The sequence below is a fragment of the Acinetobacter zhairuonensis genome (genome assembly GCF_022601715.1).
Lineage (GTDB): Bacteria > Pseudomonadota > Gammaproteobacteria > Pseudomonadales > Moraxellaceae > Acinetobacter.
The window spans coordinates 91,225-107,115 of the sequence record NZ_JAKVIM010000004.1; the positions used below are offsets into that span (position 1 = coordinate 91,225).

Here is a 15,891-nt window from a genome sequence, read left to right on the forward strand (position 1 = left end):
CTGCATTCTATTTTACTTTGACATCTATATGCATTTTAACCAAATCATTCAATTTCACGAGACTTCACAACAGATTTTTACGATTTATCCAATTTCTTCAAAATAAAAAACCCCGCCGAGGCGAGGTTTTAAGCGCTGATTTAAATTTTAAATTAGAGCAGTAAGCTACGAATATCAGCCAACAGCTTGGTGAGCTTATTGGTGAAGCGTGCTGCATCAGCCCCATTAATCACTCGGTGATCATAAGACAAAGACAGCGGTAACATCAGACGCGGATCAAAGCCTTGACCACTCCATACTGGCTGCATGGTTGCTGGTGAAATACCTAAAATAGCCACTTGAGGCCAGTTTACTAATGGTGTGAATGCTGTTCCACCAATACTGCCTAAGCTCGTAATCGTGAAATTCGCACCTTGCAAGTCCTTCGGTGAAAGTTTCTTATCACGGGCTTTTTGACCCAACACACCCAATTCCACTGCAATTTGCTTAATGGTTTTTTGATCTGGGTTACGTAACACTGGAACCGTCAAGCCATCAGGGGTTGCCACAGCAATGCCCATATGGATTTCATTACGTAACAGTACTGACTTACCATCGTCCGACAGGTGACCTGCAAACTCACGCTCTTCTTTCAACAAATGCGCAACCGCTTTGATGATGAACGCCATAATCGTCAGACTGATGCCTTCTTTCTTAAAGTTACCTTTCAGGTCATTACGCCATGCTTCAAGCTCAGTAATGTCAGCCGAATCGAACTGTGTCACTTGCGGAATGAAGTTATTCAATGACAATTGCGGAATCGAAACTTGCTGCAAACGCGTCAGCATTTTTTCTTCCACACCACCAAAGGCAGTGAAGTCAGGTAATTTCGGCAAACCTGAAACTGCTGGTGCTGCCGCAGCTACTGGTGCTGCTTGTGGAGCAGTTAAACGCGCTTTCACATAAGCAAACACGTCGTCTTTCATCAAGCGACCATGCGGACCTGAGCTTTGCACTTGTGCAAGGCTCACACCCAATTCACGTGCCAATTTACGCACTGCAGGACCTGCATAGACTTTGGCATTTTCAGCACTTTGTTCTTTGGTCAGCTTGTCAGCCCCTGTTGTCGCTACAGGTGCAGATTCAACTTTCGCTGCTTGTGCTGCTGGAGCAGCAGCGACTTGAGTTTGCGCTTTGGCTGGAGCTGCAGCCACTTGTGCCGCAGGAGCTGCTGCTGTGGTTTCACTTTCAATCGTGACCAATGGCATGCCTTGTGCAACGCTCTGACCAGTGCTTACGTGGATGGCTTTAATCACGCCTGTAGTCGTGCTTGGCACTTCAACGGTCGCTTTATCCGATTCAACCACAATAATGCTTTGATCGTTCTCAACACGATCACCCACACTCACCAAAATTTCAGCAACTGCAGCTTTGTCGACACCCAAGTCAGGTACAGTAATTTCAACTGGCCCTGCTGCCACTGGTGCGGCAGGAGCAACTGCTGCCTGTACAGGCTCAGCTGGTGTAGGCGTGCTTACAGCTGCTGGTGTTGTCGCTACTGGAGCTGCAGCACCTGCAACTTTTACTTTTAACAACACAACGCCTTCTTTCACAGTGTCGCCAGCTTGAATTTCAATGCTTTCAACCGTACCCGCAACTGTGCTCGGCACTTCAACAGTCGCTTTGTCCGATTCAACCACCACGATACTTTGATCAACTTCAATCGTATCGCCCGCTTGAACAAGGATTTCACCTACGACTGCTTTTTCAACACCAATGTCTGGCACTTGAACATCAACAACAGCCGTTGTAGCAGCTTGGCTCGCTGCAACAGGGGCAGCAACTTCTGGAGTCGCAACCACTGCTGGAGCTGGTTCTGCTACTTTTTCTTCAACTTTTACCGCATCGATAGAAGTCGCAGCAGCATTTGATTCAAGCTCAATCAGGACAGCGCCTTCTGAAACCTCATCGCCCACTGTTACGCTGATGCTTTTCACCACACCTGCTGAAGTGCTTGGCACTTCAACAGAGGCTTTATCTGACTCAAGTAAAACTAGACTTTCATCAACCGCAATTTGGTCGCCTACTTGCACTAAAATTTCTGCAACCGTGGCTTTATCTACGCCAATATCAGGTGTTTTGATTTGCATGCTTAGTTCTCCTCACCTGATTGTTCTTTGTAGTCCGCAACTGCTTGAACTTCAGGGTGTGCCTGAGGAGCCCATGCCACTGGACGGTCAGTATCGAGTTCAAATGAAGAAATCGCATCTTTCACTAAACGTGCATCCACTTCACCTTCGTCCGCTAACTTTTTCAAGGTCGCAACCACAATATGCGCTGCATCTACACCGAAGTAGCTACGTAGGTTGGCACGTGTATCTGAACGACCGTAACCATCTGTACCTAAAGCCACGAATGGACGGTTGTCTGGAAGGTAAGCACGGATTTGTTCGCTATAAGCACGCATATGATCCGTTGCAGAAACCACAATACCATCGGTAGGGCGAAGCAACTCAGATACCCACGCTTCTTTCGTTTGTTCAGCTAAAGGATGTAAACGGTTGTATTCTTCACATGCCATACCATCACGCGCCAACTCGTTAAAGCTAGTCACACTCCATACATTCGAATGGATTTGGTATTCATCACGGAGAATTTTCGCAGCTTTGATCACTTCACGCAGAATCACACCCGAACCTAACAATTGAACAGTTGCTTTGTCATCTTGTTGGAACAAGTACATACCACGTTTAATGCCTTCCTCAGCGCCAGCCGGCATTTCAGGATGCTCGTAGTTTTCATTCATTACAGTTAAGTAATAGAAAATACGCTCTTGGTTTACATACATACGTTGTAAACCATCATGCACGATCACCGCCAATTCATAACCGAAACATGGGTCATATGACACACAGTTTGGAATGGTGTTCGCAAGGATGTGTGAGTGACCATCTTGGTGCTGTAAGCCTTCACCGTTCAGTGTAGTACGACCTGCAGTTGCACCTAACAAGAAGCCCTGCGCTTGAGCATCACCAGCAGCCCATGCAATATCACCGATACGCTGGAAACCAAACATTGAGTAGTACATGTACATTGGAATCATTGGCAAGTTATTGGTTGAATAACTGGTTGCCAACGCTGCCCATGCGCTCATCGCACCGGCTTCGTTAATCCCTTCTTGTAGCATGTGACCGTCTTTGGCTTCACGGTAATGCATCAATTGTTCTTGGTCTTCAGGGGTATATTTCTGACCATGTGCAGCATAAATACCGAGCTGACGGAACATGCCTTCTAGACCAAAAGTACGTGCTTCATCTGGAACGATTGGTACTACACGGTCTTTAATTGCTTTTTCTTTAAGTAAAGAAGCAATTAAACGAACCATCACCATAGTCGTCGATTGTTCTTTGCCTGCCGAACCTTTTAATACTGCATCAAATACTGACAATTCAGGAATGGCTAATTGCTCACTCTCTTTACGACGTGCAGGTAAATAGCCACCTAAAGCTTCACGACGCGCCTTCATATACTTCATTTCTGGAGAGTTTTCACTTGGGCGGTAGAATGGGAGCTCTTCTAACTTATCATCTGTAAATGGCAGATTGAAACGGTCACGTACATATTTCAAAGAGTCGATCTGCATTTTCTTGATTTGGTGAGTTTTGTTCACCGCTTCAATTTCTTCAGACAAACCATAACCTTTAACCGTTTTTGCAAGAATAACGGTTGGTTGACCTTTGGCTTTCATTGCTTCTGCATAGGCTGCAAACACTTTGTACGGGTCATGACCACCACGGTTAAGATTGTCGATGTCTTCATCGCTTAAATCTTTTACAAGTTCCGCAGCTTCTGGGTACTTGCCAAAGAATTTTTCACGCGTGTATGCACCACCTTTCACTTGATAGCGTTGGTATTCACCATCAACTGTTTCTTCCATGACCGCTTTTAAAGCGCCTGTGCTGTCTTTTGCAAGTAGTGGATCCCAATGACGGCCCCACACGACTTTAATGACACGCCAGCCCGCACCACGGAATAGCGATTCTAATTCTTGAATGATTTTACCGTTACCACGTACAGGACCATCTAGACGCTGTAAGTTACAGTTCACCACCCAGATCAGGTTGTCTAATTTCTCACGACCAGCAAGTGAAATTGCACCCGTACTTTCTGGCTCATCCATCTCACCATCGCCAAGATAAGCCCAGACTTTACGATCTTCTTCTTTGATCAAGCCACGGTTCATCAAATATTTTTGAATATGTGCTTGATAAATCGACATGATTGGACCAAGACCCATCGATACCGTTGGGAATTGCCAATAGTCCGGCATTAAGTATGGATGTGGATAGCTTGGTAAACCGTTACCGCCCACTTCACGGCGGAAGTTACTTAACTGTTCCTCCGTCAAACGCCCTTCAAGGAATGAACGTGCATAAATACCAGGAGCACAGTGTCCTTGGTAATAAATCATATCTCCGCCAAAGTTATTGCTGTTTGCACGGAAGAAGTGGTTAAAACCAACGTCGTATAAAGTTGCTGAAGATGCAAAACTTGCCAAGTGACCACCTAAGTCATCACCCGTTTTGTTGGCACGTAAAACCATCGCCAAAGCGTTCCAACGGATCAGCGCGCGAATACGACGCTCCATATCCTGATCGCCTGGCATTGCAGGCGTTTCGTCAACTGAAACCGTATTTAAATAAGGAGTATTTAAGCGCTGAATAGGAACATGTTTCGCAATTGCACGTTGATATAATTTTTCTAATAAAAATGCAGCGCGTTCTGTTCCCATGTGTTTTAGAACCGAATCAAAAGCTTCTTGCCATTCTTGGGTTTCTTGCGCATCTGTATCGCCATAAAACGCCATAATTCACCTATTCCTTGAGCTTAATCTATTTTATATATGTACCATACTTTGGTATTAGAAGTTATCGTTACAGCTGAATACGGACATGCACCACTATTTATAAAATAAATAATTGATGACGATTTAACACTCAAATTAACAAAAAATCGCCAATAATGCAGATTATTTATACAAACAAAATTCTTTTGCCTGATAGTATTAAAAAAGATACAGGAAGCATCCCTGTTTTGGTGCAAATCTTACAAAAACAAAAAGGCAGCACATTGGAAAGAGGTTAGACCCAATGCACTGCCTTTGAAAGAATTTAAGAAATAAATTCGAGGTACGATTATGGCAACATCGCTAAGTAGGTAGATGGATTTTTACGCTGACCATCTTTCACAACTTCATAATGTAAATGTGGACCGGTACAACGACCTGTACACCCAACATTAGCAATGTGTTCACCCGCGTCTACGCGATCACCGACACGCGCAACTAGACGCGAAGCATGTGCATAACGCGTGATGTAACCATTGCCGTGATTAATCTCGACGTACTGACCATAGCCTGAACCCCAACCCGACTTGGTCACAACACCAGGACCTGTCGCATAGATAGGTGTACCACTTGGCGCAGACAAATCTAAACCAGAATGATGTTCAGCTCGCCCGCCCATGGTACGACCACCAAAGTTTGAGCTGATACGTTTCATGTCGGGTAATGGATGAGTCACTAACCACGAATAAGGATTATTTGAAGATGCTGAATACGTAGCTTTAGTGCCATATTTCTTAGCAATCGACTCGTTGTTAAGTTCAACTGTTTTTTCACGTAGCTTGACTGACACTTGTGTACTTGCAGGAATATCAATATCTTCAGGTTCAGCATAAGAACCTTGTGCAAGCGTCTGAGTGAGCTGTTCAATACGATCTGGTGAAGCAGTAGTATTTGAGTTCAATTGAACTAAATCAGCGAAAGCGACCGATGCGGCCGAAGCTGCTAAAGAAAACGCCAATAAAATACGTCTCGTGTGCATAAAAACCTCTTTAAACTGTTCTTACAAAATGTTCCTTGCGTGATCTCTTCCTTGATATCTACTGAAAGGAACGCATAAGATTAAGACACAAATATGAAGGTAATATGTATGTCCGAACCAGAGAATCTCTTTCAACAAACAAGAAAACGCATAAAAACAGGAAACTTATCGTTTCTCTCAACCCAAGTTGCTGCATGGCAGAAACTTAGCAAACTTATTCAACCGTTATTGCCTCAACCAGAGCAATGGCAAGTTGCTTGTTATCAACATGGTGTTTTGACCGTAACAGGTGAAAATCAAGCGATGGTGAGTCAACTCGGTTACTTACAAAAGCACTATATTGTTGAATTAGCTCGACTCGAAGAACTTAAAGATTTACAAAAGCTTCAGGTGCGTTTGAGAGCTTCTCCCAAAACGACACACCCGACCACTGAACCACCTTCACGGTCTTTAAGTGCAGAAACCCAAGACTTATTAACTGGGGCTGCTGACTTTGTGAGCGACCCTAAGCTTAGCCAAGCCATGCGACGTTTGGCAAGCAATAAAAAGTAACTCAGATCTGCTTTCAGAAAATGATTCAGCACATAAATGTGGCGGACGTCACACTTTAATTTGTTACATTATAATGTAACCCATACAAGACAATGACTTATGTCACACTTACATAAGGGATTGGACATTGATCTATGTCATCAAATGTTACAATTTCGTAGCTGCTTGGATCACTTTTGACATTGCGTAACAATTGGTTGTTTAAAGCATGCCCTGACTTATATCCATCAAATTTCGCGATAATTTGATGACCCAATAGGTATAAATCGCCTACGGCATCTAATATTTTGTGACGAACAAATTCGTCTGAAAAGCGTAGCCCTTCTTCATTGACTACACCTGTATCATCCACACCAATCGCATTATCTAAACTTGCACCCAATGCTAAGTTATTGGCTTTTAAATAATCGAGATCCTTCATAAAGCCAAAAGTACGGGCTTCACTCACTTCGTACACGAAAGTTTCGGTAGAAAAATCAATGGTGGCTGACTGGTATTCTTTTTTGAATGCAGGATGGTCAAAATCAATGGTAAAGTTGAGCTGAAAGCCTGAATGCGGAGTAAAGATTGCACGCTTATCATCAATGAGTGCTTCAACTGGTTTTAAAATTCTAATGAATTTTTTTGGTGCATTTTGCTCGACCAAACCGCCTTGCATTAACAGATAAATAAACGGACCTGCACTGCCATCCATAATTGGGACTTCAGAAGCAGAGACTTCAATAATTAAATTATCAATCCCCAGACCTGCTATTGCACTCATCACGTGCTCAATGGTGCCAACTTTGGCATTCTCTTGAACCAAATTAGAGCACATAAATGCTTCTTGAATCAGCATGGCATCGGCTAGTATGTCGACAGGTGGATTTAGATCAATACGACGAAACACAATGCCCCCATCCACATGGTGCGGCACAAAGTTCATTAATACTTTTTGCCCACTATGAAGACCAATGCCGCTCGCTTTCACGACACGTTGCAGGGTACGCTGTTTCAACATGCTTTTTCTATCATCTGCCCATAAAACCGCTATACGTTAGCATATTTAGCCATTGATAAAAAACAAAAAGGTAGCGAATACGCTACCTTTTTGTCACATCCTGATAAAAAGATGTTATTAAATAATTATTTACGCTGCTGATTCTTCAAATAATCTTGAATACTCATTGGCGTTGGACGAGAAGCACCTGCCGATGAAGCGGCATTAATTGCTGGAGAATCAGATTGCTGACGTTGAATCGCAGGAACATCATCTTCTTCAACCGCAGCTTGTGCCGTCGATGCAGAGCGTGACACATGTGCTGTTGTTGAGCGCTTGGTTGGTTCTATTGCATCCGCTGAATTACGAGTTAAACCTGTTGCAATCACAGTTACACTAATTTCATCACGTGCATCTGGATCAAATACAGTGCCGTAGAAGACCTGACCTTCATCCAAGTCAACGATTTGGTTCACAACATCGGTGATTTCTTCAATCTCACCAAAAGTCACATCGTCACCACCCGTTACATTAATTAAAATGCCTTTGGCATTCATAATGGTGACGTTATCTAATAATGGACTACGAATCGCCTGTTCAGCTGCTTGGCGCGCACGATTCTCACCACGACCCGAACCTGCACCCATCATGGCATAACCACGGGTACTCATTGCAGTTTTTAAGTCAGCAAAGTCAAGGTTGATATGACCAGGACGCACCACTAAATCAAAGATACTACGTACGGCATTCAACAATACATCATCCGCTTTTTTATAGGCATCTTTCATTGAGATGTCACGGAATACTTTTAATAGGCGTTGGTTTGGAATAATAATCAAAGAGTCAACATGTGCCTCTAAAGCTTCAATGCCTTTTTCAGCAGACTGTTGACGGCGCTTACCTTCAAAGTTGAATGGCGTGGTAACCACACCCACGGTCAAAATGCCCATTTCTTTGGCAATTTCAGCAACCACTGGTGCAGCACCCGTACCTGTACCGCCGCCCATACCCGCAGTCACGAACACCATATCGGTGCCTTCAAGATGCTGGCGGATTAACTCGCGACTTTCTTCAGCAGCAGTTTGCCCCACTTGCGGATTTGCGCCTGCACCTAAACCACGCGTGCTTTGCTCACCCAACTGGATTTTGAATTGTGCATTCATACGGTCTAATGCTTGTTTGTCCGTATTGGCACAAACAAATTTTACGCCTTGAATGTCTGATTCCAACATGTGTTGAACAGCATTACCGCCTGCACCACCTACACCAAATACAGTGAAACGGGCTTGACCGTTGCTATCGTTTTGATCATCTTCTAAAAATTCAAATGAGGCCATGACCTTTAAATTTCCTAATTCGTAATTGGCAGTCACTTAAGCCCGTATACTGCCTTGATCTGCATAAATAAAAATTGGTTTTAGGATGCTGTTCAATGTCTAGCTTGTCAAGTCTCGACTGCTCAACGTACAACTTCCAAACAATATTCCCAAAAAATACAACTAAAAAATAGACTTTAACTTATCATTTAACCCTGACCATGCACGTCCTGCACGTTTCCAGAACGACAGCGTTTCAGGATCAACGGTTTCAACCAACGTTTCTTGTGGATCGCCCTGACTAAACATTAATAGCCCTGCCGCAGTCGCATATTGAGAACGACGCAACGAAGCCAAATAAGGTTCATCCGCATAGACCTGCACGGGTGGATTTCCTAAATGTGCAGAAATACCCAACATCCGGCGTACTAAACTGACCATACCTTCAATTTGGCATGCATCACCCGTCAATACCACCCCATGGTATAAACCATGAATGGCACCACTGCGTTCCAAGACTTCTCGAACCTGCGTCAAAATTTCTTCATAACGGGCAATCATAATTTCAGACAACTCAATGCGACTGATGGTTTGCGGACCGTCAATGCCTTGAATTTGAATCATATGATCTGGTTTTACCACTTTTAAGTCGACACAGCCATAAAGTAGCTTAATTCTTTCAGCTTCGTCTGTGGTGGTCTGTAAAACCGCAGCAATATCACGCGTTACATGTTCACCGCCACGCTGCAAAGTTTCAGCCATGGCAAGACGACCGTCTAAATAGACCGCAAGATTGGTGGTGCCAGCGCCCATATCGAGCAGGCAGACTCCATATTCTTTTTCATCTTTGAGCAAACTGGCTTCAGCCGTCGCCAAGCAAGACACCACCATTTTTTCAACCGTGATGTTTGCCCCTTTCATGGCACGATCCAGATTCTGCATGGTGCTAATCGGCAACATCATTAACTGATAATGCCCTTTCATACTATGTGCAGACATCCGTATCGGGTTTTGTACCCATTCTGGAGAATCATCAAGCTCAAAGCCTAAAGGCACAGCGCTCACTAAATAATGGTCTGAAGTAATATGACTGGCTTTTGCCAACTCTAATGCTCTAACCACTTCATTGGTGGTAATACTATGTTCGGCATTTTCAATTGGGGTACGACCCGAAGCATAAAAACTTTTTAATTCTGCACTTGGAATAGAAACCCACGCTGAATGCACACGACACTCAGCCATATCTTCCGCTTCCTGAACGGCATTTTTTATCGCTGTGATGACTTTATCCAAGCTCACGATTTTGCCTTTGTTCATACCGCGGTTACGTGCAGTCGCCATCCCAATGACCTGAATCTTGTCTGGGGCGTGCACCTTACCAATCAAAACTGAAACTTTATGTGTCCCAATGTCAATCGCAACAACTGAGGGAACAGCTTCACTCATTATTTACTACCATTACATGTTTGTTTAATTTATGGCTTTACGCCTCTATTTATAAAGCCAGTCATTATGGCTTTGCATTTATCCCATCCGCAATGCTTGTGTCATTAATCGTTACAACAAAGTGACCATTTACAATTTTCGGTGGGGCTGAACTTTTCCATTGGATGGCTAACCCGTTCCTATACCGTAAATCGATTGCCGAAATTTGTGACCACACGGGTTTCAAATCACTTTGCGCAAGATGACTCAAGCGTTGTAGCTTACTCATGGTCTGATCTTGATCAACAATAACACGTAATCCAGAATCAAACTGCATAAACCAAGTCATACGCTCCGTTAAATATAATTCTTTTAGCCGGAGGTTGACTGGCAGGAATAACTGATTAATTTCATTATAGCGACGCATCATGGTTTTAGATTGGCTCATCGGCCCATGAAGCAATGGCAATTGTTGATAATTTCGCGGGGTCACTTCAGCAAAAACATCACCGCTGTCACTGAGTAGACGTCCTGTTCCCCAACGTGCGATCGCATGGCGTGGCATCACTCGAACACGAATGGCATTTGGCCATGCGCGAGACACCACCACACGATCTACCCACGATAACTCTAATGCGCGATCCCGAATTTGCTCTAAATCAGAGGTAAAATAATTATTCTGTACGCTTGGTGCCACATGCAGCATCACTTGTCGATGTTCAGTATCGGAACGGGTTCCCACCACGTCCAGATCTGCCACACGGGCATCCGTCATTACTTTATATAGGCCAAAAACTCCAGCAGCCAGCACCACAAAGGCAATGACTAAAAGCAACCAGCCGCCCGCGTTAGTCAATTGCTCCTGACGCGTGGGTGGTTTGTCATGTATCGAAGTAATTGCAGCGCGTTTGCGTCGCATCGATGCTGGAAGTTGAGCCATAACTTAGTGTGCTGCACCTGTAAGTGTTTGTTCTAAAATAGCGACACATAATGCATCAAAGCTATAACCCACCGCATTGGCTGCTTTAGGGACTAAAGAGTGGCTGGTCATCCCCGGTACTGTATTCACTTCAAGTAACCAGAAATTGCCTTGCTCATCTTGCATGGCATCAATACGACCCCAACCACTTGCACCTACGGCTTGGAATGCGCGTAAACATAACGCTTGTAAACGTTGCTCATCAGCTTCGGTTAAGCCACAAGGAATACCGTATTGCACATCATTACGCTGATATTTCGCTTCATAGTCATAGAAAGCAACATCCGCAGGCGGTTGTAAACGAATCACAGGCAAAGGTTGACCGTTCAGGAATGAAATGGTGAATTCACGTCCAGTAATCCATTTTTCAGCCATCACGACTGCATCATGTTGCGTCGCTTTGGCAATTGCTGCTGATAAATCTTCGGCTTTTTCTACTTTACTCATGCCGACGCTCGAACCTTCATGTACCGGTTTGATAATCAACGGCAAGCCTAAGCTTTCAACCACAGCAGCCAAGTCCGTGTCTTTGTCTACAATGCGATACGGTGCTGTTGGTAAGTCTGAACCTTGCCAGATTTGCTTAGTTTTGACTTTGTCCATACCAATCGCAGAACCTTGCACGCCAGTCCCTGTATATGGAATGTTTAACCATTCCAATACGCCTTGGATCTGACCATCTTCCCCGCCACGACCATGCAACACAATAAAAGCACGATCATAATTGACCAATTCAGTAACACTACGGTTTTGAGGATCAAATGCCTCGGCATTTACCCCAGAACGAATCAATGCTTCAAGTACCGCCTGACCACTATCGAGAGAAACCTCACGCTCAGCTGATTTACCACCAAGCAACACGGCAACTTTGCCGAACTTTGAAGCATTTGACACGTTTTTATCCTTAAACTGTTATAACTTTTAATTGAAACCAGAGACCACAATTAGTCTAGGTATAATTGATGCTGCGCCAGCTCAACTGAGATAGCTCCCACATTACCCGCGCCTTGTGTTAATAACAAGTCATTCGCTTGTAACACTTTGCGCATTACATTTGATAGGTTGCCATCAACAGGATCAATCAAAATCGGCTCGACTTCACCACGCAGGCGAATACTGCGTGCCAAAGCACGACTGTCAGCACCGACAATTGGCTTTTCGCCAGCAGGATAGACTTCTAGCAACAGCAATTGGTCCACTTGCGACAACACATCGACAAAGTCATCAAAACAATCGCGGGTACGGCTAAAACGGTGTGGCTGGAATAACATCACCAGACGACGGTCGGGATGGCTAGCACGCGCAGCTTTAATGGTGGCTTCCACTTCTTTCGGATGATGACCATAGTCATCCACCAATTTCACATTACCTTCGCCCAAGTCGAACTCACCCTGAACTTGGAAACGACGACCGACACCACTGAAACTTTCCAGTGCACGCGCAATCGCGGCATCCGATACGCCTTCATCGGTCGCAATCCCAATCGCGGCAAGCGCATTGAGAATGTTATGCAGACCAGGCAAGTTAATGGTGAGACGTAATGGCTCACGATCTTTACGCAATACAGTAAAGTGCGACTGCATGCCGACTTGTTCAATATCGACAGCACGAATGTCATTGTCTTCATTGAAGCCGTAAGTCACCAATGGACGACCAATACGTGGCATGATTTCGCGGATATTGGCATCATCCCCGCACACCACCGCTAAACCGTAGAATGGCATCTTTTGTAGGAATTGCACAAAAGTGTCTTTCAGCACATCAAAGCTGCCGCCATAGGTATCCATGTGATCGGCATCAATATTGGTCACAATGGTGGCCATTGGCTGTAAATGCAGGAAGGATGCATCCGACTCATCTGCTTCCGCCACAATAAAACGACTTGCACCAAGCGCAGCATTCACACCCGTACGATTTAGCAAACCACCAATCACATAAGTTGGGTCTAGGTTTTCTTCTGCCAACATACAAGTTACAAGACTGGTGGTTGTGGTTTTACCATGTGTTCCAGCAACGGCAATACCATGACGGTAACGCATCAACTCACCCAACATTTCTGCACGACGCACCACTGGAATGCGGTGTTCAATCGCAGATTTAATTTCAGGGTTTTCTGGATCAATCGCTGTCGAAACAACCAGAACATTGGCACCTTTTATATTTTCTTCGGCATGCCCGATATAAACCTTGATCCCATTTTCTTCGAGCTGAGCCGTAGTTTTAGAGGCTTTAATATCTGAACCCGAAACCTTGTAGCCTTGGTTTTTCAACACTTCAGCGATGCCGCACATCCCAGCACCACCAATTCCCACGAAATGGATGTGCTTAATACGACGCATTTCTGGGATTTTAATTAACTTTTTTGCTTGATCAGCAGGTGTAGATGGAGACATAACTTTCTCTAATTACAAGTCTTGAATTAACTCAACGACATGTTGGGTTGCATCGGGTTGAGCCTGTTGACGCGCTTTCACTGCCATTTCAGACAACAATTGACGATTCATTAACGGCACTAACAATTCTTTTAAACTTTCAGGCGTCATCTGGGCTTGCGGACAAATTTTCGCAGCACCAATCTTCGCTAAAAACTTGGCATTGGCAGTCTGGTGATCATCCACTGCACTTGGCAGTGGTACAAAAATTGCCGCCACACCTGCTGTTGCAATTTCAGTCACGGTTAACGCACCCGCACGGCAAATAATTAAATCTGCATTTGAATAAGCTTGCGCCATATCCTCAATAAATGGATGCACTTCTACGTCTAAATTCGTAGGGGCATTCGCATATTGTGCTTGTGTCGCCTCAACATGGTTTTGACCGCATTGGTGATACACGCGAATCGGTACATTCAATAACTTTAATGCTTCGGGCACACATTCATTCAGTGCTTTCGCCCCCAAAGAACCGCCGACGATTAAAATTCGGAGCGGTTGATTGACCTTTTCACGCTCTTGATAACGCCAAGACGGATTTAAAATTTCGGTAATTTCTTTGCGTACAGGATTGCCTGTAGTCACAATTTTGGCTTGCTCGACAAAAGTCTGCGGAAATGCCTGACACACCGTTGTCGCCACACGCGACAATTGGGTATTGGTAAAGCCAGCAATTGCATTTTGCTCATGAATCAGTACAGGAATCCCCAGTACACGTGCTGCCAGACCACCTGGTCCAGCCACATAGCCACCGAAACCAGCAACTGCATCGATATTTAACTGTTTCATATAGCGCATTGCGCTGAGTGTGGCTTTTAAAATTTTAAAAGGCGCCAATAATTTGCGCACCACACCATTGCCACGCACGCCTTGAATATCAATTTGGTAAATTGGAATATTTTGATTTTTTAAAAGTCTGTTTTCCATGCCTGTTGGTGTTGCCAACCAAGACACGTGTGCCCCTTGTTGTTGCAATTCTTTCGCAACGGCAAGTGCTGGAAAAACGTGTCCACCGGTACCTGCGGCCATCATCATCACGCGTTTGGGCTTTATTTGCTGAGCATCAGTCACGGTCTAATTCTTCAATTCAAAAAAATAAGCAAAAATTTCATTTTAAGTTAACAATTGTAATCACAAACGAGGGGGCGCGAAAGATTATTTACTTTGTTTCACCCAGCGTTTCATTGTTTTTTTCTTCAGTTTTGTAAGTTTAAACAAGTTTTATTATTAATCTAGTACAAAAAACCTCTATCTTTGTTAAAAACAGCAAATCGTGTACATTTTCACACTGATCTTGAGCAGTTTATTTCCCCCCAAAATAAGCCCAAGCAACCTCAATCACAACATCATGATTGAGGTGCGCAGAACATTCTAAATCTTGATTAGGCTACTGGACGACCTGCTTCCAATACCGTAAATAAATCATCCGCAATTTGAGTACCAAACTTGTTGTCGATTTCACGAATACAGGTTGGACTGGTGACATTAATTTCGGTCACATAATTACCAATCACATCTAGACCAACAAAAATCAGCCCTTTTTCACGCAAATATGGACCAACTTTTTTCGCAATTGCACGGTCATTTTCTGTCAGTGGACGAGCTTCACCCAGACCACCTGCTGCCAAATTACCGCGGACTTCACCATTTTGTGGAATTCGCGCCAAGCAATACGGAACAGGTTCACCATTCACCATCAGAATACGCTTATCCCCTTCCACAATTTCAGGAATATAACGCTGCGCCATAATTGGCACAGTACCGTGATTGGTTAAAAGTTCGATGGTTGAGCCAATGTTCACGCCATCTTGATAAAGACGGAAAATACCCATGCCACCCATACCATCAAGAGGCTTTACAATTACATCGCCCTGTTCTTGAATAAATTCACGAATAAGACTTTGTTGTGAAGTTACCAAAGTCGGGACTTGTAACTCAGGGAACTGTGTTGCAAACAATTTTTCATTACAATCACGCAGGCTTTGGGGCTTGTTAATAATCCACGCCCCTTCGCGTTCTGCCTGCTCTAAAATGTAGGTGGTATAGACAAAGTTCATGTCAAATGGCGGGTCTTTACGCATCAACACCACGTCATACGCTGCGATGGATTCTTTCTTCTTTTCACCCAATTCATAATAATGGTCGTAATCTTCAAACACCTGTAAGGGTGCAATCAGACCAAAAGCCTTACCCTGCTCGATATATAAATCTTGTTGTAGTGCATAACCAAGTTCGTGCCCACGTCGTGTTGCTGCCCACAACATCGCCATAGTGGAGTCTTTTTTCAAATTGACACTTTCGATAGGGTCCATCACAACAAGTACGCGCATAATCAAAGCTCTTT

The 15,891-nt window shown here is 44.2% G+C and carries 12 protein-coding genes; 1 reads left to right on the forward strand and 11 read right to left on the reverse strand.

The window, feature by feature from the left end:
• Positions 1 to 152 precede the first annotated feature (152 nt).
• The 3 genes from MKI85_RS04735 to MKI85_RS04745 form a co-directional block, all read right to left on the reverse strand.
• The gene (locus MKI85_RS04735; RefSeq protein WP_241625471.1) at positions 153 to 2,129 is read right to left on the reverse strand and encodes a 2-oxo acid dehydrogenase subunit E2; all 1,977 of its coding nucleotides are present in this window, start codon (positions 2,127 to 2,129) and stop codon (positions 153 to 155) included.
• Positions 2,130 to 2,131: 2 nt separating this feature from the next.
• Complete coding sequence (aceE, locus tag MKI85_RS04740; RefSeq protein WP_241625472.1) at positions 2,132 to 4,846, reverse strand: pyruvate dehydrogenase (acetyl-transferring), homodimeric type; 2,715 nt, start codon at positions 4,844 to 4,846, stop codon at positions 2,132 to 2,134.
• Between the two features lie 328 nt (positions 4,847 to 5,174).
• Positions 5,175 to 5,864 carry a M23 family metallopeptidase gene (locus tag MKI85_RS04745; RefSeq protein ID WP_241625474.1) on the reverse strand — a complete coding sequence of 230 codons (690 nt, stop codon included), beginning with the start codon at positions 5,862 to 5,864 and terminating at the stop codon, positions 5,175 to 5,177.
• A gap of 108 nt (positions 5,865 to 5,972) precedes the next feature.
• Between MKI85_RS04745 and MKI85_RS04750 the strand changes: the two genes are divergently transcribed.
• The gene (locus tag MKI85_RS04750) at positions 5,973 to 6,416 is read left to right on the forward strand and encodes a DUF721 domain-containing protein (protein ID WP_241625476.1); all 444 of its coding nucleotides are present in this window, start codon (positions 5,973 to 5,975) and stop codon (positions 6,414 to 6,416) included.
• Positions 6,417 to 6,513: 97 nt separating this feature from the next.
• Here MKI85_RS04750 and lpxC read toward each other — a convergent pair whose 3' ends face one another.
• The 8 genes from lpxC to gshB all read right to left on the reverse strand — a co-directional run bounded on the left by lpxC (position 6,514) and on the right by gshB (position 15,877).
• Positions 6,514 to 7,416, reverse strand: a complete 903-nt coding sequence (gene lpxC / locus MKI85_RS04755) for a UDP-3-O-acyl-N-acetylglucosamine deacetylase (protein ID WP_241625477.1) — start codon at positions 7,414 to 7,416, stop codon at positions 6,514 to 6,516.
• A 125-nt stretch (positions 7,417 to 7,541) separates the two neighbouring features.
• Positions 7,542 to 8,732, reverse strand: coding sequence for a cell division protein FtsZ (gene ftsZ, locus MKI85_RS04760; protein ID WP_241625479.1), 1,191 nt, complete (start codon positions 8,730 to 8,732; stop codon positions 7,542 to 7,544).
• A gap of 162 nt (positions 8,733 to 8,894) precedes the next feature.
• Positions 8,895 to 10,157, reverse strand: a complete 1,263-nt coding sequence (gene ftsA / locus MKI85_RS04765) for a cell division protein FtsA (RefSeq protein WP_241625481.1) — start codon at positions 10,155 to 10,157, stop codon at positions 8,895 to 8,897.
• A gap of 64 nt (positions 10,158 to 10,221) precedes the next feature.
• Positions 10,222 to 11,076 carry a cell division protein FtsQ/DivIB gene (locus tag MKI85_RS04770; RefSeq protein WP_241625483.1) on the reverse strand — a complete coding sequence of 285 codons (855 nt, stop codon included), beginning with the start codon at positions 11,074 to 11,076 and terminating at the stop codon, positions 10,222 to 10,224.
• A gap of 3 nt (positions 11,077 to 11,079) precedes the next feature.
• Positions 11,080 to 12,009 carry a D-alanine--D-alanine ligase gene (locus MKI85_RS04775; protein ID WP_241625485.1) on the reverse strand — a complete coding sequence of 310 codons (930 nt, stop codon included), beginning with the start codon at positions 12,007 to 12,009 and terminating at the stop codon, positions 11,080 to 11,082.
• 50 nt (positions 12,010 to 12,059) lie between these two features.
• The gene (gene murC, locus MKI85_RS04780) at positions 12,060 to 13,508 is read right to left on the reverse strand and encodes a UDP-N-acetylmuramate--L-alanine ligase (protein WP_241625487.1); all 1,449 of its coding nucleotides are present in this window, start codon (positions 13,506 to 13,508) and stop codon (positions 12,060 to 12,062) included.
• Between the two features lie 12 nt (positions 13,509 to 13,520).
• Entirely contained in the window at positions 13,521 to 14,618 is a 1,098-nt protein-coding gene (gene murG / locus MKI85_RS04785) for an undecaprenyldiphospho-muramoylpentapeptide beta-N-acetylglucosaminyltransferase (RefSeq protein ID WP_241625489.1), read from the reverse strand.
• A gap of 311 nt (positions 14,619 to 14,929) precedes the next feature.
• The gene (gene gshB / locus MKI85_RS04790) at positions 14,930 to 15,877 is read right to left on the reverse strand and encodes a glutathione synthase (protein WP_241625491.1); all 948 of its coding nucleotides are present in this window, start codon (positions 15,875 to 15,877) and stop codon (positions 14,930 to 14,932) included.
• Positions 15,878 to 15,891 lie beyond the last annotated feature (14 nt).

Coding starts and splice junctions, on each gene's coding strand:
- MKI85_RS04735 (WP_241625471.1), bottom strand. CDS start 2,129: ATGCAAATCAAAACACCTGATATTGGCGTAGATAAAGCCACGGTTGCA.
- aceE (WP_241625472.1), bottom strand. CDS start 4,846: ATGGCGTTTTATGGCGATACAGATGCGCAAGAAACCCAAGAATGGCAA.
- MKI85_RS04745 (WP_241625474.1), bottom strand. CDS start 5,864: ATGCACACGAGACGTATTTTATTGGCGTTTTCTTTAGCAGCTTCGGCC.
- MKI85_RS04750 (WP_241625476.1), top strand. CDS start 5,973: ATGTCCGAACCAGAGAATCTCTTTCAACAAACAAGAAAACGCATAAAA.
- lpxC (WP_241625477.1), bottom strand. CDS start 7,416: ATGTTGAAACAGCGTACCCTGCAACGTGTCGTGAAAGCGAGCGGCATT.
- ftsZ (WP_241625479.1), bottom strand. CDS start 8,732: ATGGCCTCATTTGAATTTTTAGAAGATGATCAAAACGATAGCAACGGT.
- ftsA (WP_241625481.1), bottom strand. CDS start 10,157: ATGAGTGAAGCTGTTCCCTCAGTTGTTGCGATTGACATTGGGACACAT.
- MKI85_RS04770 (WP_241625483.1), bottom strand. CDS start 11,076: ATGGCTCAACTTCCAGCATCGATGCGACGCAAACGCGCTGCAATTACT.
- murC (WP_241625487.1), bottom strand. CDS start 13,508: ATGTCTCCATCTACACCTGCTGATCAAGCAAAAAAGTTAATTAAAATC.
- gshB (WP_241625491.1), bottom strand. CDS start 15,877: ATGCGCGTACTTGTTGTGATGGACCCTATCGAAAGTGTCAATTTGAAA.